21 protein-coding genes and 1 pseudogene are annotated in these 22,650 nt (G+C 72.8%); 14 read left to right on the forward strand and 8 right to left on the reverse strand.

Features of this window, described 5'->3' with window-relative positions:
- Positions 1–53: 53 nt before the first annotated feature.
- Both ACIOC1_RS02935 and ACIOC1_RS02940 read left to right on the forward strand, forming a co-directional pair.
- A complete protein-coding gene (locus ACIOC1_RS02935) occupies positions 54–878 on the forward strand; it encodes a hypothetical protein (protein ID WP_355336709.1) in 825 nt (274 codons plus the stop codon).
- Positions 879–1,098: 220 nt separating this feature from the next.
- Positions 1,099–1,431 (forward strand): rhodanese-like domain-containing protein, encoded by a 333-nt coding sequence (locus tag ACIOC1_RS02940; RefSeq protein ID WP_401851388.1) that lies wholly within the window; start codon positions 1,099–1,101, stop codon positions 1,429–1,431.
- A 15-nt stretch (positions 1,432–1,446) separates the two neighbouring features.
- Here the strand turns inward: ACIOC1_RS02940 and ACIOC1_RS02945 are convergent, their stop codons facing one another.
- The 6 genes from ACIOC1_RS02945 to paaA are packed head-to-tail and all read right to left on the reverse strand — an operon-like array spanning position 1,447 to position 6,352.
- On the reverse strand, positions 1,447–2,601 hold the full coding sequence (locus tag ACIOC1_RS02945) for an acyl-CoA dehydrogenase family protein (RefSeq protein ID WP_401851391.1): 1,155 nt from the start codon (positions 2,599–2,601) through the stop codon (positions 1,447–1,449).
- Positions 2,602–2,650: 49 nt separating this feature from the next.
- On the reverse strand, positions 2,651–3,733 hold the full coding sequence (locus tag ACIOC1_RS02950; protein ID WP_401305511.1) for a 2Fe-2S iron-sulfur cluster-binding protein: 1,083 nt from the start codon (positions 3,731–3,733) through the stop codon (positions 2,651–2,653).
- Positions 3,734–4,267, reverse strand: a complete 534-nt coding sequence (paaD, locus tag ACIOC1_RS02955) for a 1,2-phenylacetyl-CoA epoxidase subunit PaaD (protein WP_391041941.1) — start codon at positions 4,265–4,267, stop codon at positions 3,734–3,736.
- Positions 4,261–5,079 (reverse strand): 1,2-phenylacetyl-CoA epoxidase subunit PaaC, encoded by an 819-nt coding sequence (gene paaC / locus ACIOC1_RS02960; RefSeq protein WP_391041939.1) that lies wholly within the window; start codon positions 5,077–5,079, stop codon positions 4,261–4,263. Before paaC ends, paaD begins: the two co-directional genes overlap by 7 nt.
- A complete protein-coding gene (gene paaB, locus ACIOC1_RS02965; protein ID WP_188279883.1) occupies positions 5,076–5,372 on the reverse strand; it encodes a 1,2-phenylacetyl-CoA epoxidase subunit PaaB in 297 nt (98 codons plus the stop codon). The genes paaC and paaB overlap by 4 nt, the downstream gene beginning before the upstream one ends.
- Positions 5,369–6,352, reverse strand: coding sequence for a 1,2-phenylacetyl-CoA epoxidase subunit PaaA (paaA, locus tag ACIOC1_RS02970; RefSeq protein ID WP_391041937.1), 984 nt, complete (start codon positions 6,350–6,352; stop codon positions 5,369–5,371). Before paaA ends, paaB begins: the two co-directional genes overlap by 4 nt.
- Positions 6,353–6,651: 299 nt before the next feature.
- Here paaA and ACIOC1_RS02975 point away from each other — a divergent pair, with 299 nt between their 5' ends.
- From ACIOC1_RS02975 to ACIOC1_RS02985, 3 genes are read left to right on the forward strand one after another with little or no spacing between them, the layout of a single operon-like run.
- Positions 6,652–7,317, forward strand: coding sequence for a DUF5819 family protein (locus tag ACIOC1_RS02975; RefSeq protein WP_391041936.1), 666 nt, complete (start codon positions 6,652–6,654; stop codon positions 7,315–7,317).
- Entirely contained in the window at positions 7,314–8,618 is a 1,305-nt protein-coding gene (locus ACIOC1_RS02980; protein ID WP_391041935.1) for an HTTM domain-containing protein, read from the forward strand. Before ACIOC1_RS02975 ends, ACIOC1_RS02980 begins: the two co-directional genes overlap by 4 nt.
- A 38-nt stretch (positions 8,619–8,656) precedes the next feature.
- Entirely contained in the window at positions 8,657–9,541 is an 885-nt protein-coding gene (locus tag ACIOC1_RS02985; RefSeq protein ID WP_391041933.1) for a TrmH family RNA methyltransferase, read from the forward strand.
- A gap of 9 nt (positions 9,542–9,550) precedes the next feature.
- Here the strand turns inward: ACIOC1_RS02985 and paaN are convergent, their stop codons facing one another.
- Positions 9,551–11,227, reverse strand: a complete 1,677-nt coding sequence (paaN, locus tag ACIOC1_RS02990; protein WP_391041931.1) for a phenylacetic acid degradation protein PaaN — start codon at positions 11,225–11,227, stop codon at positions 9,551–9,553.
- A gap of 155 nt (positions 11,228–11,382) precedes the next feature.
- On the opposite strand from paaN, the gene ACIOC1_RS02995 reads away from it, so the two are divergent.
- From ACIOC1_RS02995 to ACIOC1_RS03005, 3 genes are all read left to right on the forward strand, one after another.
- Entirely contained in the window at positions 11,383–12,870 is a 1,488-nt protein-coding gene (locus tag ACIOC1_RS02995) for a 3-hydroxyacyl-CoA dehydrogenase (protein ID WP_401851399.1), read from the forward strand.
- A 7-nt stretch (positions 12,871–12,877) separates the two neighbouring features.
- Positions 12,878–13,465 carry a TetR/AcrR family transcriptional regulator gene (locus tag ACIOC1_RS03000; RefSeq protein WP_355336720.1) on the forward strand — a complete coding sequence of 196 codons (588 nt, stop codon included), beginning with the start codon at positions 12,878–12,880 and terminating at the stop codon, positions 13,463–13,465.
- Between the two features lie 79 nt (positions 13,466–13,544).
- Positions 13,545–14,327 (forward strand): alpha/beta hydrolase family protein, encoded by a 783-nt coding sequence (locus ACIOC1_RS03005; RefSeq protein ID WP_401851402.1) that lies wholly within the window; start codon positions 13,545–13,547, stop codon positions 14,325–14,327.
- A gap of 38 nt (positions 14,328–14,365) precedes the next feature.
- Here the strand turns inward: ACIOC1_RS03005 and ACIOC1_RS03010 are convergent, their stop codons facing one another.
- Positions 14,366–14,848 (reverse strand): Lrp/AsnC family transcriptional regulator, encoded by a 483-nt coding sequence (locus ACIOC1_RS03010; RefSeq protein ID WP_188279875.1) that lies wholly within the window; start codon positions 14,846–14,848, stop codon positions 14,366–14,368.
- A gap of 180 nt (positions 14,849–15,028) precedes the next feature.
- Between ACIOC1_RS03010 and pdhA the strand changes: the two genes are divergently transcribed.
- From pdhA to ACIOC1_RS03040, 6 genes and pseudogenes are all read left to right on the forward strand, one after another.
- On the forward strand, positions 15,029–16,129 hold the full coding sequence (pdhA, locus tag ACIOC1_RS03015; protein ID WP_355336722.1) for a pyruvate dehydrogenase (acetyl-transferring) E1 component subunit alpha: 1,101 nt from the start codon (positions 15,029–15,031) through the stop codon (positions 16,127–16,129).
- The gene (locus ACIOC1_RS03020) at positions 16,126–17,154 is read left to right on the forward strand and encodes a transketolase C-terminal domain-containing protein (protein ID WP_391041923.1); all 1,029 of its coding nucleotides are present in this window, start codon (positions 16,126–16,128) and stop codon (positions 17,152–17,154) included. Before pdhA ends, ACIOC1_RS03020 begins: the two co-directional genes overlap by 4 nt.
- Positions 17,154–18,485, forward strand: coding sequence for a dihydrolipoamide acetyltransferase family protein (locus ACIOC1_RS03025; protein ID WP_401851407.1), 1,332 nt, complete (start codon positions 17,154–17,156; stop codon positions 18,483–18,485). The genes ACIOC1_RS03020 and ACIOC1_RS03025 overlap by 1 nt, the downstream gene beginning before the upstream one ends.
- Positions 18,486–18,598: 113 nt before the next feature.
- Positions 18,599–19,617: pseudogene (locus ACIOC1_RS03030) on the forward strand (DUF6457 domain-containing protein).
- Complete coding sequence (locus ACIOC1_RS03035) at positions 19,614–21,170, forward strand: molybdopterin molybdotransferase MoeA (RefSeq protein WP_401851409.1); 1,557 nt, start codon at positions 19,614–19,616, stop codon at positions 21,168–21,170. Before ACIOC1_RS03030 ends, ACIOC1_RS03035 begins: the two are co-directional and overlap by 4 nt.
- Positions 21,171–21,340: 170 nt before the next feature.
- Positions 21,341–22,480 carry a TrkA family potassium uptake protein gene (locus ACIOC1_RS03040; RefSeq protein WP_188279870.1) on the forward strand — a complete coding sequence of 380 codons (1,140 nt, stop codon included), beginning with the start codon at positions 21,341–21,343 and terminating at the stop codon, positions 22,478–22,480.
- Positions 22,481–22,650: the final 170 nt, after the last annotated feature.

Raw genomic sequence — 22,650 nt, forward strand, 5'->3', positions numbered from 1 at the left:
GCCGCGCCCCGCGGCCCCGCGAAGATCGACCGTGCAGGGCCTAGGCTGTCCGAGTGACGAACAGCTCAGGAACCGAGTCCTCCGCCTCTTCCGCCACCTTCGCCGGACCCTCCGAGCCCGGCTCGCAGGATCGGCTGGCGAAGGCGGTACGCGCGGCTGAGCAGGCGTTGATCGAATTCGAGATCGCGGTCGAGACCTTCCGGGTCGAGGTGGAGAACTTCTCCCGGCTGCACCACCAGCGGCTCGGCCCGATGTACGCGCGGCTGGACGAGCTGGACGCGCTGGTCGCGGAGGCCGTCGCCGCCCACAGCGGTGAGCGGGAGGACATCGAGCGCGCCTGGGAGGCCAGGGCGCTGGTGATGCCGATGCCGGGCGTCGAGGAGCTGTTCGGCGGGCTGCTCGGCACGGACGGGGTACGGCCGGTCGACGACCCGAACCCGCCGCGCCGCGTCCGCCCCGGCAAGGAGGCGCAGCGCCTCTACCGCGAGCTGGCCCGTAAGGCGCACCCCGACCTCGCCCAGGACGAGAAGGAGAAGGAGCGCCGCAGCGCCTTCATCGCCCGCGTCAACGAGGCGTACGCCTACGCCGACGAGGACACGCTGCGCGCCCTGTCCGCGGAGTGGGACGCGGGTCCCGTCGCGGACGAGGAGCTGCCGAGCGAGGCCGAGGTCCTCTACGCCCGGCTGGAGTGGCTGGCCGAACGCAAGGAGAAGCTGGCCGCCATCGCCGTCGAGCTGGACGAGAGCGCCATCGGCCAGATGATGAAGCTCTCCCCGGACGACCCCGACGCCCTCCTCAACGAGATCGCCGAACAGCTCCTGACCCAGGTCGCCCAACGCGAGGCCCGCCTGGCGGAACTGGTCCGCGACCCCGAATAGCGCCCTCTCCGGCCCGCTCGCACGACCCGAGCTTCTGCCCGAACGCCCCCTGCGGGCCCGGGCCCGGTGCGGGCGCCGGGGGACCCCGGGGAATCGGGCGGGGCGGGGGGTGGTTGGGGGCTGAGGTAGGTTTTTTCGGGTCAGCCAGGGATCTGGTGAGCCAAGGTGAGCGGGCCGCGGTTTCGCGGGCCGCGATTTCGTGCCCAGGAGGCCGCGTCCGATGTTCCGCTCTGAGCTGCCCGCGGTGGATGCCGCCGCCGTACCGGCCGACGCGATCCTGCTGGACGTGCGGGAGGACGAGGAATGGGCGGCCGGTCACGCCGAGGGCGCCGTGCACATCCCGATGGGCGAGGTCGTCTCGCGGATCGGTGAGGTGCCGGAGGGCGGCCGGGTGCACGTGGTGTGCCGCGTCGGCGGTCGCTCCGCCCAGGTCGCGCAGTACCTGATCGCCCAGGGCGTGGACGCGGTGAACGTCAGCGGCGGCATGCTCGACTGGGAGGCCGCGGGCCGCCCGGTGGTGGACGGCAGCGGCAGCGACGGCTTCGTCCTGTAAGCAGCCCCGCAGGGGTCACGTGGTCAGCGGATGGGCGGCGATCAGGTCGCCCAACGCCTCCTCGTGGGCCGCGGCCGGGCCCAGCGCCAGCTCCCACTGCTTGGCCCACGCGTGGTACCGGTGCAGCGGATAGTCGGTGTCCGCGCCGAATCCGCCGTGCAGGTGCTGCGCGGTCTGTACGACCCTGCGGACGCCCTCGGCCGCCCAGATCTTCGCCACCGCCACATCACCCGTGACCGGCAGGGGTCCGGGCGCCGAGGTGCTGAGCCGCCAGGCCGCCTGCCACAAGGTGGCCTCCATCGCCCGCAGGTCGATGTAACGGTCGGCGGACTGCACCGCGACCGCCTGGAACGTGGCGATCGGATACCCGAACTGCTGCCGCTTCGAGGCGTACGCGCTGGTCATCCCCAGCACCGCCTCCCCCAGCCCGAGCGCCAGCGCGCAGGTGCCGACGGTCAGCGCCTGCCGCAGCCACTCCCAGGCGCCGTCCGCGTCCAGCACATCCGTCGCGGGCACCCCCACACCGTCCAGCGTGACCTCGGCGAACCGCTCGCCGCTGGTGGAGACCTGCTCCGCCGGCGCCACCCCGTCCGCGTCCAGGGGAACGACGGCCACCACCGCCGCGCCGTCCGCCGTGTGCGCGGGCACCAGCACCAGGTCGCAGCTCCGCGCCCACGGCACCCCGGTCTGCACCCCGTCGAGCACGAAGCCGCCGCCGTCGGTGCCGCCGACGTCCACCCGCTGTGCCCGGACGGCGAGTTCGGCCCCGTCGTGCCCGCTGCGGCCGTTGGCGGCGACGGTGAGGACGGTCTCGCCGCGACCGGCCGCCGCCAGCAGCCGTTCGCGCAGGGGCGCGGAGCCGTAGCGCTGGACGGCGAGCGCCCCGGCGCAGCTCTCCAGCAGCGGGACCCGCGCCAGCACCCGCCCCGCCTCGCGCAGTACGAGGCAGAGCGCGATGGGGTCGAGCCCCGCCCCGCCGTACGCCTCGTCCAGCGTCAGGCTCAGCAGGTCGCCGTCGGCGAGCTTGCGCCACAGCGCGCGGTCGAAGTCCTCGGCGACCGCGCCGGGGGTCAGCGCGGGGCTGGGCACCCCGTCCACCGCCACCCCGGAGAAGACGGACTTCGCCGCCTCGACCGCCGCCAATTGCTCTTCGGTGAAGCCGAAGTCCACGATCCGCTCCTCCCGCCACCAATTCTGACGATGCGTCAGATTAGGGCGGTCAGGCGTCGAAGTCCACCTCGACGACGGAAGTCACCGGGTGCGACTGACAGGCCAGCACATATCCGGCCTCCGTCTCCTCGGGCTCCAGCGCGTAGTTCCGGTCCATCCGCACCTCGCCGCTGACCAGCCGCGTCCGGCAGGTCCCGCAGACCCCGCCCTTGCAGGCGTACGGGGCGTCCGACCGGTTGCGCAGCACCGTCTCCAGCACCGACTCCCCTGCCAGGGACGGCCATTGACCGCCACGGCCGTCGAGCGTCGCCCGTACGGTGCCGCCGCCGGGTATCGGCTCGGCCGCGGTGACGGCCGCCGGTACCTCGTCCACATGGAAGATCTCCTGGTGGACGCGGGACCGGGGGACACCCAGTGTGCGCAGCGCCCGCTCGGCCGCGCCGACCAGTCCCAGCGGGCCGCACAGATACCAGCCGTCCACCGCCGCCACCGGCATCAGCGCCGGGAGCAGCGCCGTCAGCCGCTCCGCGTCCAGCCGCCCCGACGGCAGCCCCGCCTGCTGCTCCTCGCGGGACAGCGCGGACACCAGGTGGAAGCGGTCGGGCCAGCGGTCCTTGAGGTCCGCGACCTCCTCCAGGAACATCGTGGACGCCGCCGTACGGTCGCTGCGCACCAGGCAGAAACTCGCCCCCGGCTCACGCGCCAGCGCGGTGCCGATCTGCGACAGCACCGGTGTGATGCCGCTGCCGCCGACCACCGCGGCGAACCGCCCCGGCCTCGGCTCCAGCACGAACCGCCCCGCGGGCGTCATCACCTCCAGCACATCGCCCGCGGCCAGCTCCTTGAGCGCGTAGGTGGAGAACTCCCCCTGCTCGACCAGCCGCACCCCCACCCGCAGGGTCCGCGGCCCGGTCTCCACGCCGTCGTTCCCGAAACCCTCCTCGGGCAGCACCGGGTCGCACAGCGAATACGTGCGGCGGATCTCCACCCCGTCGGCGAACCGGCGGATCGCTATGTGCTGCCCCGGCGCGTACCGGTACTCCGCGCGCAGCTCCTCGGGGACCTCGAAGGCGATGGTCACCGAGTCGTCCGTGAGCGGGCTGACCTCCGTCACCCGGAGCGGATGGAACATTCACAGCTCCTTGAAGTGGTCGAAGGGCTCGCGGCAGGACTCGCAGCGGCGCAGCGCCTTGCAGGCGGTGGACGAGAACGGGCTGAGCAGCCGGGTGTCGGTGGAGCCGCAGTGCGGGCAGCGCACGGTCAGCTCCACGGCGACGGGCCCGCCGCCCGCCGGTCGCGCACCGGCCAGCGGGCGCGGCGGCGCCACACCGTGCTCGGCGAGCTTGCGGCGGCCCTCCGCGCTGATCGCGTCGGTCGACCAGGCGGGGGAGAGCACGGTGCGCACCTCGACGTCCGACATGCCGTGCTCGGTCAGCACCTCGGTGATGTCGGTGGCCATCGTGTCCAGTGCCGGGCAGCCCGTCCACGTCGGCGTCAGCTCGACCTCGACCCGGCCGGGCCCGGTCACCCGCAGGTCGCGCAGCACCCCCAGCTCGGCCAGCGAGATCACCGGCAGCTCGGGATCCGGCACGGCTCCGGCCAGCCGCAGCAGCTCCTTCTCCAGCGCGCTCGTCGCCTCGGCGGCGGGCGCGCTTCCGGTCACCATGACGCACCCGGGTGAGCGCGGTGCAGGTGCTGCATCTCGGCGAGCATCCGGCCGAACGCCTCGGTGTGCACACCCTGCCGTCCGGCCCCCGCCGACCACGGCGTCCGGTCGACGCCCTGGGGTATCTCCAGCGTGGCCCGGTGCAGGACGTCGGTGACGCGCTCCAGCCACGGCTCGCGCAGCGCCGGAAGGTCGGTGCCGAGCCCGTCGAGCGGTTCGAACAGTTCCCCGGTGTAGCGCCACAGGCCGTCCACCGCGCGCTGCGTGCGCCGGTGACTCTCCTCGGTGCCGTCGCCCAGCCGCAGCGTCCAGTGCTCGGCGTGGTCGCGGTGGTAGGCGACCTCCTTCACCGCTTTCGCGGCCAGCGGCGCCAGCTCGCCGTCCCCGGCCGCCAGGGCGGTGAACAGCAGCTCCTGGTGGACGGAGAAGAAGAGCTGCCGCACGATCGTCTCGGCGAAGTCCCCGTTGGGCCGCTCCACGAGCTGCACATTGCGGAATTCGTGCTCCTCGCGGCCGAACGCCAGCTCGTCCTCGTCGCCGACCAGCGAGAGCAGGGTGCGGGCCTGCCCCAGCAGGTCGAGCGCGATATTGGTGAGGGCGACGTCCTCCTCAAGGACCGGCGCGTTCCCCGCCCACTCCCCCAGCCGCTGGGCGAGCACGAGCGCGTCGTCGCCCAGCGCGAGCGCGGCGGGGGCGGAGGCCCGTGCGGGGCGCGCCGCGGTGGCCGATGCCGTGGTCGTAGAAGAGGCCGTAGCCGTAGCCGCAGCCGTGGCCGAGGCCGGGCCCGGTGCGGGGTTCGGTGCCGTGTTCACAGGTGCTTCACCCCTTCCGGGATCTCGTAGAACGTCGGGTGCCGGTACGGCTTGTCGGAGGCCGACTCGAAGAACGGGTCCTTCTCGTCGGGGGAGGAGGCGGTGACCGCGGACGACGGCACCACCCAGATCGAGACGCCCTCGGCCCGCCGGGTGTAGAGATCCCGCGCGTTGCGCAGCGCCATCTCCGCGTCGGGCGCGTGCAGGCTGCCCGCGTGGCTGTGGCTCAGACCGCGGCGGCTGCGGACGAAGACCTCCCACAGCGGCCAGTCGCCGCCCGTCTGCTCGGTCATGCCCGTGCCTCCCCGTGCTTGGCCGCGTATGCGGTGGCCGCCTCCCGGACCCAGGCGCCGTTGTCGTGTGCGGCGCGGCGCCGGTCGATCCGCTCCTCATTGCACGGCCCGTTGCCGCGCAGCACCTCCTGGAACTCCGTCCAGTCGATCGCCCCGTAGTCGTAGCCGCCCCGCGACTCGTTCCACCGCAGGTCGGGGTCGGGGAGGGTGAGCCCCAGCACCTCGGCCTGCGGGACGCAGATGTCCACGAAGCGCTGCCGCAGCTCGTCATTGGAGTGCCGCTTGATCTTCCACGCCATGGACTGGGCGGAGTGCGCGGACTCGTCGTCGGGCGGGCCGAACATCATCAGCGAGGGCCACCACCAGCGGTCCACCGCGTCCTGCGCCATCGCGTGCTGCGCCGGGGTGCCGCGGCTGAGCGTCAGCAGCAGCTCGTAGCCCTGCCGCTGGTGGAAGGACTCCTCCTTGCAGATCCGCACCATCGCGCGGGCGTAGGGACCGTAGGAGCAGCGGCACAGCGGCACCTGGTTGGTGATCGCGGCGCCGTCCACCAGCCAGCCGATGGCGCCGACGTCAGCCCAGCTCAGGGTGGGGTAGTTGAAGATCGAGGAGTAGCGCTGGCGGCCCGCGTGCAGCTTGTCGAGCAGCTCCTCGCGGCTGACTCCGAGGGTTTCCGCGGCGCTGTACAGATAGAGCCCGTGCCCCGCCTCGTCCTGCACCTTGGCCATCAGGATCGCCTTGCGGCGCAGCGAGGGCGCGCGGCTGATCCAGTTGGCCTCCGGCTGCATCCCGATGATTTCGGAGTGCGCGTGCTGGGCCATCTGGCGGACGAGGGTGGCGCGGTAGGCGTCCGGCATCCAGTCCCGCGGCTCGATCCTGGCGTCCTCGGCCACCGCGGCGTCGAACGCGGCCAGGAAGGCGTCCTGCCCTGCCGCCACCGCCTCCCCTGCGGTCGCCGCCGGCTCTGCCGTCGTCGTCATGCGGCCCCCTCCTTCGTCATCACCGTCATCGGTGCCATCAGGCGTGCCACTCGGGCTTCGGCGCGGGCTCGACCACCCGTCCCGTCACCGTCACCGGCTCCATCGGACGACCGGCCGGCCGACTCCTCAACCGACCGACCGATCGTTCGGTTCATTCCATGGTCGGTGGCGGGCCGAAGGGTGTCAAGGCCACCTCCCACGCCTGTGGATAACTCGGTATGGTCCCCGCCGGGACCTGCGGTGGGTAGCGTGCTGCCCGGCAGGCGTGCGTGCCCGGCACGGGTGAGAGCGGAGAGACGATGGAGTCATTCGAGGGGCCGCCGCCCCGGACCGCGGCGCTGTCCACGCCCGCGCGCATAGCCGTCGCCCTGGCGATCGGCGCGGTCGTCGTGGGCGCGCTGTACCACCTCGGCATGGTGTTCCTGCACGTCGCGCCCTCGAACACGCTCAGCAGGGAGCACGGCGCGGCGGTCGACGACTACGTCTATCCGGAGTTCGAGCAGAACTGGAAGCTGTTCGCGCCCGACCCGCTGCAACAGAACATCCATGTGCAGGCCCGCGCCGAGGTCCGCAAGCCCGACGGCGGCCTCTCCACCACCGGCTGGGTCGACCTCACCGCGATGGACGTCGCCGCGATGCGGCACAACCCCGCCCCCAGCCACACCCAGCAGAACGAGCTGCGTCGCGCCTGGAGCTTCTACACCGACACCCACGACGACAAGGAGCAGCCCACCGGCGGCGACCGCAGCGACATGAGCCGTACGTATCTCCAGCGGATTTTGCAGGAGCGTTTCGGCCCGCGGCTCAACGGCGGCGACGTCGTCCGCGTGCAGGCACGTTCCGCCACCACCGCGGTCCCGCCGCCGTCGGGCAACGGGCAGCAGACCGGCACCCAGCCCTACTACCGGGAACTGCCCTGGTGGCCGGTCACCACCGCGCCCGCCGGTCAGGAGAACGCATCGTGAGCGCGCGCGACTCCTTCGTCCCCTCGCCGTTCGCCGGACTCGGCAAAGGACTCGACCGCGCCGTCGCGCGGGGGATCAACGCCATCACCGGCCGGGCCATCGGCCCGTACCAGAGCGCGATCATCCGGATCGGCTTCTCGCTGACCTGGCTGCTGTTCCTGCTGCGCGAATTCCCGCACCGCGCCGAGCTGTACGGCCCCGACGCGCCCTGGAGCTGGGACCTCGCCAAACGGCTGGTCGCCGGGAACCACGCCTTCACCGTGCTGCTGTGGAACGACGGCCGCGCCTGGTTCGAGTGCGTCTACGCCTTCGCGATCGTCGCCAGCGCGATGCTGCTCCTGGGCTGGCGGACCCGTACCGCCTCGGTGTTCTTCATGATCGGCGTGCTGTCGCTCCAGAATCGCAGCGTCTTCGAGGGCGACGGCGGCGACAACGTCATCCACCTGATGGCGATCTACCTCGTCTTCACCCGCTGCGGCCAGGTCTGGTCGCTCGACCGGCGCCGCGCGGCCCGCGGGGAGGCGGCCGAGGCGGGTGCCGGACCGTCGGCCGCTTCCGCGTCCGACGCGGAGCCGGGCGCCGATCCGGTCGGCGTCGCCCTGTGGGCGGTGTTCGGCTTCGCGCTCGTGGCGGCGACGCTGTTCGGCAAGCTCAGCACCGGATGGGCGGTGCTGTTCTGGCTGTTCTGGCTGGTCCAGGCGCTGTGGTGGGCGGTGCGGCGGGTCGCGCCCGGCGAGCCGCGCACCGTGCTCGACATCATCGCCAACGTCATCCACAACGGCGCGATGCTCGTGATCGTCGCCGAGGTCTGCCTGATCTACTCCACCGCGGGCTGGTACAAGATCCAGGGCAGCCGCTGGCAGGACGGCACCGCGCTCTACTACCCGCTCCATCTGGACGACTTCACCCCCTGGCCCGCCCTGTCGCACGCCCTGGCGGGCAATGAGTTGATGGTCATGCTCATCACCTACGGCACGGTCATCGTCCAGGTCGCCTTCCCCTTCACCCTGTTCAACCGTCGGGTGAAGAACGTGCTGCTGGTCGCGATGATGCTGGAGCACGCCTCGATCGCCGTCGTGCTCGGCCTGCCCTTCTTCTCCCTCGCGATGATCGCCGCCGACGCGGTGTTCCTGCCGACGGCCTTCCTGGTCTGGGCCGGGGACCGGCTCGTACGGCGGCTGCGGCCGGGTGCCGCGCGCCCGCGGCCGGTGGTCCACGGGCAGCGCACCGCCCCCGACGACGCGTCCGCCGAGCCGGGGGAACCGGCCGTGGGACCACCGCCGCCCAGCGCCGTGACATGACGTGATCGGGCAGGCGGGCCGCACCGTACGCTGAGGCCATGACCGAGGACGAGGCCGCCCACCGACCCGGCGCCGCAGCCGAACCCGACCCGGCGACCGGAGCCGACCCGGCGACCGAAGCCGCTCAGGCCACCGGGGCCGACGCGGCCACCGCAAGCGCCACGGCCGCCGTCCTCGCCTGGCAGGCCGCCGCGCCGGACGCGGTGCTGCTCGACGGCTTCCACGCCCTCAAGCACGCGCTGCGCTTCGGCGCCCGCGTGCGCACCGCGGTCAGCAGCGACAAGGCGGCCGCGCTGCGCCTCGCGGCGGAGCTGGCCCCCGACCTGGCCGAGGAGCTGGCGGCGCGCGTCACCGAGATCCCCGCCGCGGCGCTGCGCGGGCTGGTGACGCGGGTGCACCCCACCGCGGTGGCCGCGCTCGCCGACCGTCGCGACCGGGCGGCCAATCTGGCGCTGCTGGCCGAACGGTCCCGGCAGGCACCGGTCGTCGTCCTGGACAGCCCGCGCAATCTCGGCAACGTCGGGGCGGTGATCCGGCTGGCGGCCGGATTCGGCGTCACCGGCGTGGTCAGCACCGGAGATCTCGACCCCTGGCACCCCAACGCCCTGCGCGCGGGCGCCGGACTGCACTACGCGACCGCGGTGGAACGTACGGCCGCCGACGCGCTGCCGCCGGGACCGCTGTACGTCCTCGACCCGGAGGGCAAGGACATCCGCTCCGTCGAACTCCCCGACGACGCGCTCATCGTCTTCGGCTCGGAGCGGCACGGCGTCTCCGACGAACTGCGCGGACGCGCCGCCGAGTTGGTCGCGCTGCCGATGCGTCCGCAGGTCTCCAGCTACAACCTGGCCACCAGCGTCGGCATGGCGCTCTTCCACTGGGCGGCCACGTCCCGCTCGCCGCGGGTACCCGGCCGCCCCTGAACCCCGCGATCAGGCGGGCCGCCGCACCTCCACCATCCGGAAGCGGCTCGCGACGAACGCGCCGTCGCACAGCGCCGCGTTGGCCGCCGGATTGCCGCCGGAGCCGTGGAAGTCGGAGAAGGCGGCCGTCTGGTTGACGTACACACCGCCGGTCAGATTGAGCGAGAGCTGCGCGCACTCCTCCCAGCAGACCTCCTCCAGGCCGCGCTCCACCTCGGCGGAGGTGGTGTAGCCGCCGACCGTCATCGCGCCCTTGTCGCGGACGGTACGGCGCAGCAGCTCCAGCGCGTCGGCGGTCGAGTCCACGGCCACGGCGAAGGCGACCGGGCCGAAGCACTCCGACAGATACGCCGCCTCGGCGTCCGGCTTGGCGCCGTCGAGCTTGACCAGCACCGGGGTGCGGACGACCGCGTCGGGGAAGTCCGGGTGGGTCACCGAGCGGGAGGCGAGGGCGACTTCGCCCAGCCCGGGGGCCGCTTCGAGCCGTGCCTTGACGTCCGGATTCACCAGGGCGCCGAGCAGCGCGTTGGCCCGCGCGTCGTCGCCGAGCAGCCCGTCGACCGCGCCCGCGATGTCGGCGACCACCTCGTCGTAGCTCCGCCGTCCCGCGTCGGTGTCGATGCCGTCGCGCGGGATCAGCAGATTCTGCGGGGTGGTGCACATCTGGCCGCTGTAGAGGGACAGCGAGAAGGCGAGGTTGGAGAGCATGCCGCGGTAGTCGTCGGTGGAGTCGATCACCACGGTGTTGACGCCGGCCTTCTCGGTGAAGACCTGCGCCTGGCGGGCGTTGGCCTCCAGCCAGTCGCCGAAGGCGGTGGAGCCGGTGTAGTCGATGACCCGGACCTCGGGGCGCAGCGCCAGGGTCTTGGCCAGGCCCTCGCCGGGCCGCTCGACGGCCAGGCAGACCAGGTCGGGCGAGAAGCCCGCCTCGGCCAGCACCTCGCGCGCCACCCGTACGGTCAGGGCCAGCGGCAGCACCGCGCGCGGGTGCGGCTTGACCAGCACCGCGTTGCCGGTGGCCAGGGAGGCGAAGAGCCCCGGATAGCCGTTCCACGTCGGGAAGGTGTTGCAGCCGATCACCAGGCCGATGCCGCGCGGCACCGCGGTGAAGGACTTCCGCAGATTGAGCGGGTCGCGCTTGCCCTGCGGCTTGATCCACTCCGCGGTCTCCGGGGTGCGGACCTGCTCCACGTACGCGTACGCCACCGCTTCGAGGCCGCGGTCCTGCGCGTGCGGGCCGCCGGCCTGGAAGGACATCGTGAACGCCTGCCCGGAGGTGTGCATCACGGCGTGCGCGAACTCGTGCGTCCGCGCGTTGATCCGCGCCAGGATCTCCAGGCACACCATGGCGCGCGCCTCGGGTCCCGCGTCCCGCCAGGCGGGCATCGCGGCGCGCATCGCGGGCAGCAGCACGTCCGGATCGGGGTGCGGGTACTCCACGCCGAGGTCCGGCCCGTACGGGGAGCGCTCGGTGCCCGTCCAGCCGTCCGTGCCGGGCTGGTCCAGCTCGAAGCGGTGGCCGAGCAGCGCGTCGAAGGCGGCCTTGCCCTCGTCGGCGTCGGCGTACGCCTTGGGGTGCTCGGGGTAGGGCGACCAGTACGCCCGGGTCCTGACGGCATCGAGCGCCTTGTCAAGCGTGTCACGATGGCGTTCGATCAAGGTCACGGCGGAGACAGTGGCGGACATGGCGGACCAACTCCTCGTCGAGCTGGGCTGAGTAGCAGAGACAACGCTAGATTAACCGAATGTTCGGTCGGGACAAGAGGGACGTCCCAGCCTGTGGATAACTCGGAAAGACCCGGCAGGATCTCGGCAGTACCTCGGGAAGGAGCTGTGCCACCGTGACCGCACTTGACCGCGACGGTGTCGTCGCCGTCGTCGGCGCAGGCACCATGGGCCAGGGAATCGCGCAGGTCGCGCTGCTCGCGGGGCACCGCGTGCTGCTGTACGACGCCGCGCCGGGACTGGCCGCGAAGGCCGCGGCGGGCGTCGGGGCGCGGCTGGCCCGGCTGGCCGAGAAGGGCCGCCTCGACACGGCCGAACACCGGGCCGCGCTGGACCGGCTCGTCCCCGCCGACGGCATCGCGGACCTGGCACCGGCCGCGCTCGTCGTCGAGGCCGTCGTGGAGGATCTGGCCGTCAAGCGGCGGCTCTTCGCCGAACTGGAGGAAACCGTCGGCGACGGCTGCCTGCTGGCGACCAACACCTCCTCCCTGTCGGTGACCGCCGTCGCGGGCGCCCTGCGGCTGCCCGGCCGCCTCGTCGGCCTGCACTTCTTCAATCCGGCCCCGCTGCTCCCGCTGGTCGAGGTCGTCGCGGGCACCGCCTCGGACCCCGCAGCCGTCGACACCGCCTACGACACGGCCGCCGCCTGGGGAAAGACCCCGGTGCGCTGCGCCGACACCCCCGGCTTCATCGTCAACCGGATCGCCCGCCCCTTCTACGCCGAGGCCCTGCGCGTCCACGAGGAGCGGGCCGCGGACCCCGCCACCATCGACGCGGTGCTGCGCGAATGCGGCGGCTTCGCCATGGGCCCCTTCGCGCTCACCGACCTGATCGGCCAGGACGTGAACGAGGCGGTCACCAGATCGGTGTGGGAGTCGTTCTTCCACGACCCCAAATTCACGCCGTCGCTCGCCCAGCGCCGCCTGGTGGAGTCCGGCCGCCTCGGCCGCAAGACAGGCCGCGGCTGGTTCGTGTACGAACCGGCGCCGGAGCATGGCGCCGCGCCCGGACCGCACACCGCGGAGCCCGCGGACGCGCCGCAGCGCGTGGTGCACGGCGATCTGGGTCCCGCGCAGGCCCTCGTCGGCCTGGTGCGCGCGGCCGGGATCGAGGTCACCGAGGACGACGGCGTCCAGGGCTTCGAGCTGAGTGACGGAACGTATCTCTACCCGGCGGACGGCACCCTGGAGCCGGGTATCCAGTTCGACCTGGCGGCCGACTACACGACGGCCACCAGGATGGCGCTCGCGCGGACCCCGGAGGTGCCGGACGCGGCGCTCGCGGAGGCCGTCGGGCTCTTCCAGGCTCTCGGCAAGCAGGTCAGCGTCATCCGGCTGGTCCCCGGACTGATCGTGGCGCGGACGGTCGCGATGCTGGTGGACCTCGCGGCCGACGCGGTCGCAAAGGAAGTGGCGTCCGCCGCCGATGTCGACACCGCCATGCGCCTCGGTGTGAACTACCCGCTGGGCCCGCTGCAATGGGGCGAGCGGCTCTCCCTGTCCTGGGTGCGCGAAACGCTGGAGTCGCTGCACTCGTACTACCCCAACGGCCGTTACGCGCCTTCGGTCGAAGTGCTGTGGCGCGCGAGGGCGGAGGAAGAATGATCTCCTCATGACCATGCCCAAGCGCGATACCTATACGCCGGATTCGCTGCTCGCCGTCGCCGTCGAGGTCTTCAACGAGCGCGGTTACGACGGCACGTCCATGGAGCATCTCTCGCGCGCCGCGGGCATCTCGAAGTCGTCGATCTACCACCATGTGCGCGGCAAGGAAGAACTGCTGAACAGGGCGGTGGGCCGCGCCCTTGAGGGGCTTTTCGGCATCCTGGAGGAGCCCGGAGCGGTCGACGGCCGCGCGGTGCGGCGCCTGGAGTACGTCACCCGGCGTACGACAGAGGTGCTTATGGCGGAACTTCCCTACGTCACCCTTCTGCTGCGGGTGCGCGGGAACACCGACACCGAGCGCTGGGCGATGGAGCGGCGCAGGGAGTTCGACCAGCGGGTGGCGGATCTGTTGAAGGCGGCGGTCGCGGACGGCGATCTGCGCGGCGACGTGGATGTCAGGCTGGCGACCAGGCTGCTTTTCGGGATGATCAACTCGATCGTGGAGTGGTACCGGCCGGAGGCCAAGGGCGCGCTCGACCGGCAGCAGGTGGCGGACGCGGTGGTGCGGCTGGCGTTCGACGGGCTGCGTACGTAGCGACGGCGAGCCGGGCGACCGAGCGGTCAGATGGTCCAGACCATTGACCCACCGGGGGTGGCCCCGGCACGATCCAGCCATGTTCTCCGCTGAGCGATCTGTCGCGCGATTCGGGCCGCCGGTGCGGGCGGCGGCCGCCTCCGCGCTGGCCGTTTCCCTCCTGCTGCTGGCCGGGTGCGGAGACGGCGGGGGCGCCAAGGGCAAGGACAGGGCCGCGCCCGCCCCCACGCCCACCGCCACGGTGAACGGCTTCGGCTGCCTGTCACCCGAACAGGCCAAGGCGGGCTCGGTGAGTTTCCCGGGCGGGGACGGCCAGGACGTCGAGGGCTATCTGACCGGCACCGGCGGCACCGGGCTGGTGCTGGCCCACCAGGCGGACGGGGACGTCTGCCAGTGGGTGCCGCACGCGCAGGACCTGGCCGCGGACGGCTACCGCGTGCTGGCCGTGAACTCCGCGGGCAGCGAGGTGCGGGAACTCACCGCGGCGGCGGCCTACCTGCGGTCCAAGGGCGTGACGAAGCTGCTGCTGGTCGGCGCGTCCAAGGGCGGTACGGCGGTGCTGTCCGCCGCGGGCACCATCACGCCGCCGGTGGACGCGGTCGTCTCGCTGTCCGCGCCCTCGACGTACTCCGGCATGGACGCCTCGATGGTCGTACCGAATCTGACGATGCCCGTCTTCTACATGGCCGCCGAATTGGACAGCCCCTTCCAGGACTCCACGAAGGAGCTGAGCAAGCTGACGAAGAAGGCGAAGGAGAACGACCTGACGATCGTCGGCGGCTTCAACCACGGCGTGAGCATGCTGTCCGACGAGGCGAACTACGCGAAGGTCAAGGCGTTCCTCAAGAAGTACGGCGGCTGACCGGAGGCGCTGGTCGCGGTCGGGGCCGGCGCCGGTCCTCAGTCGCCGACGACCTGGTCGGTCTCCTCGAAGACCAGCAGGGTGCGGCTGCTGAGGACTTCCTCGATGGCCTGGAGCCGGGTCAGGACCAGCTCGCGCAGGGTCCGATTGTCGGCGGTGTGGACCAGCAGCAAAACATCGAAATCACCACTTACCAGGGCAATGTGGGCAACACCCGGAAGAGTGATGAGTTGTTCACGGACGGTCCGCCAGGAATTCTGGACGATCTTGAGCGTGATGTACGCGGACGCGCCCTGTCCCGCACGTTCGTGGTCGACGCGAGCGGTGAAACCTCGGATGACCCCGTCCTCGATGAGCCGGTTGATCCGGGCGTACGCGTTCGCCCGTGAGACGTGCACGCGCTCGGCGACGGAGCGTATCGAGGCCCTTCCGTCCTCCTGGAGCAGCCGCAGGATCGTGCGGTCGATCGGGTCCAGCGGTCGGACCTCCGGGTCCTGTGCGGCCATCTGTTCTCTCGCCATCCCCCCGTGCCTCCTTACCATGGACGTACTGGCTCCATCTCAGGCTGTGCAGAACCGTTTGTCCACAGGCGAAACCACCCTGTAGCCAAAATGCCTCCGGCGACCGAACAATCGGTAGGGAGCGACACCCGCTCACGCCCGATCGCTTTTTCGGTCACCGACCACAAGGAGGTGCTCGCGATGACCGTGCTGGACACCCCTGCCTGGCGCCCCCGCACCGAAGCCGCGCCGCTGCTGCCCGACCCGGAGCCGTACCGGCTGCTCGGCACCCCCGCTGCCGCGGAGCTCGACCCCGCCCTGCTCCGCACGCTGTACGGGCAGCTCGTCCGCGGCCGGCGCTACAACCGGCAGGCCACCGCCCTCACCAAGCAGGGCAGGCTCGCCGTCTACCCGTCGAGCACCGGTCAGGAGGCATGCGAGGTCGCCGCCGCTCTCGCGCTGCGGCCCCGTGACTGGCTGTTCCCCAGCTACCGCGACACCCTCGCGGTGGTCGCCAGAGGCGTGGACCCGGTCGAGGCGCTGACACTGCTGCGCGGCGACTGGCACACCGGTTACGACCCGCACGAACACCGGGTGGCGCCGCTCAGCACCCCGCTGGCCACGCAGCTCCCGCACGCGGTCGGGCTGGCCCGCGCCGCCCGGCTGACCGGCGACGACGTCGTGGCGCTCGCCATGGTCGGCGACGGCGGCACCAGCGAGGGCGACTTCCACGAGGCGCTGAACTTCGCGGCCGTCTGGCAGGCCCCGGTGGTCTTCCTCGTGCAGAACAACGGCTTCGCGATCTCCGTGCCGCTCGCCAAGCAGACCGCGGCCCCTTCCTTCGCCCACAAGGCGGTCGGCTACGGGATGCCGGGACGGCTGGTCGACGGCAACGACGCGGCCGCCGTGCACGAGGTGCTGACCGAGGCCGTCGGTCGGGCCAGGGACGGCGGCGGCCCGACGCTCGTGGAGGCCGTCACCTACCGGATGGACGCGCACACCAACGCCGACGACGCCACCCGCTACCGCGACGACGACGAGGTCGCCGCCTGGCGCGCGCACGACCCGATCGCCCTGCTGGAACGGGAGCTGACCGGCCGCGGACTGCTCGACGACGACGTCAGGCGGAGCGCGGCCGACGAGGCCGAGACCATGGCGGCGGACCTGCGGGAGCGGATGAACGCCGATCCGCGGCTCGACCCGATGGAGCTGTTCGCCCACGTCTACGCCGAGCCCACGCAGCAACTGCGGCAGCAGGAGGCCCAGTTGCGGGCCGAGCTGGAAGCGGAGCGGCAGTCATGACCACCGTCGCACCGACCGCGGGCCGCGCCGCCGCGCCCACCCGCAGACCCGCCACCATGGCGCAGGCCCTCAACCAGGCGCTGCGTGACGCGCTCACGGCCGACGACTCCGTCCACGTCCTCGGCGAGGACATCGGCACCCTGGGCGGCGTCTTCCGGATCACCGACGGGCTCGCCGCCGAATTCGGCGACAGCCGCTGCACCGACACCCCGCTCGCCGAGGCGGGCATCCTCGGCGCGGCGGTCGGCATGGCGATGTACGGGCTCCGCCCGGTGGTCGAGATGCAGTTCGACGCCTTCGCCTACCCGTCGTTCGAGCAACTCGTCAGCCATGTGGCGAAGATGCGCAACCGCACGCGTGGCGCGCTGCCGCTGCCGATCACCATCCGCATCCCGTACGGCGGCGGAATCGGCGGCGTCGAGCACCACAGCGACTCCTCCGAGGCGTACTACGCGCACACCCCCGGCCTCCACGTGGTCACCCCGGCCACCGTCGAGGACGCCTACGGGCTGCTGCGGGCGGCCATCGCCTCCGACGACCCGGTGGTCTTCCTGGAGCCCAAGCGGCTCTACTGGTCCAAGTCCGACTGGTCGCCGGCCGCGCCGGCCGAGGTTCCGCCGATCGGCCGCGCCGTGGTGCGGCGCACCGGGCGCACCGCGACGCTGGTCACCTACGGCCCCTCGCTCCCGGTCTGCCTGGAGGCCGCGGAGGCCGCCAAGGAGGAGGGCTGGGACCTGGGCGTGGTCGATCTGCGCAGCCTCGTGCCCTTCGACGAGGAGACGGTCGCGGCGGCCGTACGCGGCACCGGGCGGGCGGTCGTCGTGCACGAGTCGTCCGGTTTCGGCGGCATGGGCGCCGAGATAGCGGCCCGGATCACCGAGCGCTGCTTCCACCACCTGGAGGCGCCGGTCCTGCGCGTCGCCGGATTCGACATCCCCTACCCGCCGCCGATGCTGGAACGGCACCATCTGCCCGGCGTCGACCGGATTCTCGACGCCGTCGGCCGCTTGCAGTGGGAGGGCTGATGGCCGTCGTCAAGGAATTCACGCTCCCCGACCTGGGCGAAGGGCTCACAGAGGCGGAGATCGTGCGCTGGCTGGTGGAGGTCGGCGAGGTCGTCGCCATCGACCAGCCGGTGGTCGAGGTCGAGACCGCGAAGGCCGTCGTCGAGGTCCCCTGCCCCTACGGCGGTGTCGTGACCGCCCGCTTCGGCGCCGAGGGCGACACCCTCGACGTGGGCCGCCCCCTGGTCACGGTCGCGGTGGGCTCGCACTCCGACGCGGCCGGGAACCCGGCGGGCCCGGACGCCTCGGGCGACTCGGACGCCTCGGGCGGCGGGGCCGATGAGGGCTCGGGCAATGTGCTGGTCGGTTACGGCACCGGTACGGCGGTGGCGCGGCGCCGCGGACGGGTGCGGGCAGTGGACGGTTCGGTGCAGGCGGCGGTTTCGGTCACCGAGGTGCCTGTCGCCGGGGCGCCTGTCGCCGACGGCCCGGTGGCCGTCATATCGCCGCTGGTCCGGCGGCTGGCCAGGGAACACGGGCTGGACCTGCGGGCCCTGGCCGGTACGGGGCCCGACGGGCTGATCCTGCGGGCGGACGTCGAGCGCGCGGTGGCGGCTCCGGCGACACCTGCCGTGGCTCCGGCCCCGGCTCCCGCGCCGGCGGAGGAGGAGCGGGTGCCGCTGCGCGGGGTACGCGGCATGGTCGCGGACAAGCTGGCCCGCAGTCGGCGGGAGATACCGGACGCCACGTGCTGGGTGGACGCCGACGCCACCGAACTGCTGGCCGCGCGGGCGGCGATGAACGCCTCGGGCGGCGAGCGGATCTCGGTGCTGGCCCTCTTCGCCAGGATCGTGACGGCGGGGCTGGCCCGTTACCCGGAGCTGAACGCCACGGTCGACACCGAGCGGCGCGAGATCGTACGGCTGCCGGCCGTCCACCTCGGCTTCGCGGCGCAGACCGAACGCGGCCTGGTCGTGCCTGTCGTGCGCGACGCCCACACCAGGTCCACGGCCGGGCTCTCCGCGGAGATCGGCCGCCTGACCGAGGCCGCTCGGACGGGGGCGCTGACGCCGCGGGACCTGACCGGCGGCACCGTCACGCTCAACAACTACGGGGTCTTCGGGGTGGACGGTTCCACCCCGATCCTCAACCATCCCGAGGCCGCCATGCTCGGTGTCGGCCGTATCGCCCCCAAGCCGTGGGTTCACCAGGGTGAGTTGGCCGTGCGTCACGTCGTGCAGCTCTCCTTCACCTTCGATCACCGGGTCTGCGACGGTGGGACCGCAGGGGGGTTCCTTCGCTTTGTCGCTGACTGCGTCGAGAGCCCGGCCGTTCTCCTCGCCGCCGTCTGACCCCCGGGCGCTGGGAGGTACCCCCCCGCGCCCCTTGAAAGATCGGTGCAGCGTCCAGCGCGGGGGCGCGCCCAAAAAGATCGGGGTGCGCCGGGGCCGGGGATACTCGGGGGGTGGCGACTGGGTTTGATGCGGTGGTGTTGGCCGGGGGTGGGGCGAGGCGGCTCGGGGGGGTGGACAAGGCGGCGGTGGAGGTCGGGGGGCGGATGCTGCTCGACCGGGTGCTGGCGGCGTGCGAGGGGGCGGAGCGGACGGTGGTCGTGGGGCCGCGCCGGGGGACCGTACGGCCGGTGAGCTGGGCGCGGGAGGAGCCGCCGGGAGGCGGGCCGCTGCCCGCGCTCGACGCCGGGCTGACCGCGTTGGCCCACTTGGCCCCATCCGGGCCGCCGCTTCCCGCGCCGGAAATCGTGGTCGTGCTGGCGGCCGATCTGCCGTTCTTGACGGTCGGCGCCGTGACCGGCCTGGTGGAGGCGCTGGGCGCGCTCGGCACCGGGACGGAAGGGGTGCTGCTCACCGACGCGGGAGGGCGGGATCAGCCGTTGGCGGGGGCGTATTGGGGGGAGGCGCTGCGCCGGGAGGTGGCGCTGCTCAAGGGGGAGCACGGCGGGCTGGCGGGGCTGCCGTTGCGGTTGCTGACACGGGAGCTGGTGGTGCGCAGGCGGGCCGATCCGACGGGGGACGCGTCGTTCGACTGCGATACGTGGGAGGACGTGGCGGTGGCGCGGGCACGGCTGGACGGGGTGTCCGAGGGGTGAGCCTGTCCCACAGCGAGCCAGGTTTCAGGGACCATGGCCCTGTGTTGGACGAATGGATCGCAGCAGCCAAGACCGAACTGGGTATCGAGCTGGACGTGGACACCGGCGTCCTGCTCGATCTGGCCCGCGACGCGGCGCACGGCGTCGCTCGTCCGGCCGCGCCGCTGACCACCTTCCTGGTGGGTTACGCGGCGGCGCGCGCGGGCGGCGGCCCCGAGGCCGTACGGGAGGCGGCCGACAAGGCCGCCGCCCTGGCCGTGCGCTGGGCGCAGGAGGCCGACGCGCAGGAGGCCGACGCGCAAGAGGCCGACGCGCGGAAACCAGGCACCCCCGGCACCCCCGGCACCCCCGGCACCGACCCGGAACCGGCGGAATGAGCGGCACCCGTCCCGGCGCGGGCGCCTTCGACCCGGGCGCCTTCGACCCGGGCGCCTTCGACCCGCGCGCCTCCGACGCGGCCGACCGCGCGCTCGACGACGCCCTCGCCCTGGCGAACGAGTCGCGCCGTACCGCCACCGGCGCGGCCGGTTACGGAGGCCAGGACCGTAACGACCCGCTGTCCGTCGCCCTCCGCCACGGCCGGGACGACACCGCCCCCACCCCGGAGGGCCCCGCGCCCCGGCCCCCCGTCCAGGGCCCGGCCCCCGCGCAGGCACCCGCCCAACCCCAGCGCCAGCCCCAACCCCAGCCCCAAACCCCGCTCCCCTCCCCCGCCGACGCCGTGCCGTGGCCCGAGGCGCGGCGGATCGCGCGCCGCGTCGGCCGCCGACTCGGCTCCGAAACACGGGAGTTGGGAGAGGACCTGCTGGGCATGACGCTGGCCAGGGCGCTGACGGCGCTGACGGACCTGCCGTCGTTCGACTCCTCCGCGATGGACGGCTGGGCGGTGGCGGGCCCGGGCCCGTGGCGGCTGCGCGGCGCCTCGGTGCTCGCCGGACAGCAGCGCCCGGCGGAGCCGCTGCTCGTCGGCCACGCCGCCCCCATCGCGACCGGCGCCGCCGTGCCGACCGGCACCACCGCGGTGCTGCGCAGCGAACACGGCTGGACGCAGCGCCGCACGGACGGCGAGTGGTTGCAGGTGCGGTCGCCGCACCCCGCGCCCGCGCCGGGCCAGGAGGTCAGAATGCGCGGCCAGGAGTGCAGGGGCGGCGAGGAGTTGCTGCCCGCGGGCACCGTCGTGACGCCCGCCGTACTCGGTCTGGCCGCCGCCGCGGGCTACGACGAGCTGACCGTCACCGTACGGCCGCGCGTCGAAGTCCTGGTCCTCGGCGACGAGTTGCTGGACCACGGCCTGCCCAGGTCGGGGCGGGTACGGGACGCGCTCGGCCCGATGCTCCCGTCGTCGCTGCGCGCGCTCGGCGCCGAAGTGGTGGCGGTACGGCGGCTGGTGGACGACGCCGACCTCCTGCGCAGGGCGGTCCGTGAGAGCACCGCCGACCTCGTGGTCACCACCGGCGGCACCGCGGGCGGACCGGTCGACCACCTGCACCCGGTCCTCGCCGCGCTCGGCGCGAAACTGCTGGTCGACGGCGTCGCCGTCCGCCCGGGACACCCCATGGTGCTGGCCGAACTCCCCTCGGGCACCCACCTCATCGGGCTGCCCGGCAACCCGCTGGCCGCCGTGTCCGGCGTCCTGACCCTCGCCGCCCCCCTGCTGCGGACCCTCGCGGGCCGCCCCGTACCGGCCCCGTACGCGGCCCCGCTCACCGCCGACGTGCCGGGTCACCCGGTCGACACCCGGCTCGTCCCGGTGGTCTTCGACGACGACTCCGCCGCGCGCCCGCTCACCTACTCAGGCCCCGCCATGCTCCGCGGCCTCGCCGCCGCCGACGGCATGGCCGTGATCCCGCCCGGCGGCGCCCGCGCGGGCGACGACACGGCCGTACTCGACACCGGGGCGCTCGCGCTGGCGTGGGGGAGCGGCACGTGAGGGCACCCCGGTGCGTACGCGGTGGTGCTCGATACGTGAAGGTACGGGGTACGTGACCGCCGTCAGCCCATGTCACGTGGTACGTGATCCCGTACGCGAAGCGATACGTCGTCGGACCGGTGGACGACACCGGTATATGAAGGTGAGCGGCACATGATGGGGAGCGGGATATGAAACTGCCCCGGTACGACGCGGCGGCCGGTCGCGCCGATCCTCCCCCCGGCGGCGCGGACGGCGCCGACGGCACGGGCGACGGCAGCGCCTCGGCGGCGATCTCCGCCGGTACGGCGGGGTACCGCCGGGTGGCCTTCCCGCGTCCCGCCGCGGGCCCGCTGCTCCAGGTCTCGCGCCGCCTGCTGATGGCGCTGCTGGTCCTGCTCGCCACCGTCCTGATTGTCTACTTCGACCGCGGCGGCTACCACGACAACGCCAACGGCTCGGTGTCGTTCCTGGATTCGCTCTACTACGCGACGGTGACGCTGTCGACGACCGGCTACGGCGACATCGTCCCGTACAGTACGGGCGCCCGGCTCGCGAACACCTTCCTGGTGACGCCGTTGCGCGTGATCTTCCTGATCATCCTGGTCGGGACGACCCTGGAAGTGCTGACCGAGCGGACCCGCGAGCAGTTCCGCCTCAAGCGCTGGAGGAGAACCTTGCGCGATCATGTGGTCATCGTCGGATACGGGACCAAGGGCCGGTCGGCGGCCCAGACGTTGATCGGCCGCGGCATCCCGCAGAGCCGGATCGTGATCGTCGACCCGAGCCCCAAGGTCGTGCAGGCCGCGACCGACGAGGGGTACGTCGCCGTCGTCGGCGACGCCACCCGCAACGACGTGCTGCTGCGGGCCGAAGCCCAGGTCGCCAAGGAGATCGTCATCGCCGCGCAGCGCGACGACACCGCCGTGCTCGTCACGTTGACCGCACGTCAGCTCAACAAGCGCGCCCATATCGTCGCGTCCGTCCGCGAGGAGGAGAACGCGCCGCTGCTGCGGCAGTCCGGGGCCAACGCCGTCATCACCAGTTCCAGTGCCGCCGGGCGGCTTCTCGGGCTGTCCATGCTCAGCCCCAGCGTTGGGGTCGTCATGGACGACCTCATCACTTACGGGAGCGGGCTGGATCTCATCGAACGGCCGGTGACCAAGGCCGAGGCGGGGCAGGCGCCGCGTGACCTTCACGACCTCGTCGTGTCGGTCAAGCGGGGGCATCGGCTTCTCGACCACGACGATCCGGAGGCTGCGCCTCTGCTTCTCACCGACCGCGTGATCGCCATCCACCGTGCCGGGCCCGCCGGCCCGCCCCTCGCCTAGGCCCCCACCCGCACGTGCGCAGGGCGTGTTTTTTAGGGGCGCGGGGAACTGCGCGCTCAGCCACCGCCGGGCTGTCAGCCCGGGAACGACGGCATCTGCCCCGCTGGGGCCGGCTTTTCGGCCGCGCCACGGTGGGGGCTGGTCGCGCAGTTCCCCGCGCCCCTTAAAAG

Origin of the sequence: Streptomyces sp. NPDC088197, from assembly GCF_044741185.1 — a bacterium.
GTDB lineage: Bacteria > Actinomycetota > Actinomycetes > Streptomycetales > Streptomycetaceae > Actinacidiphila.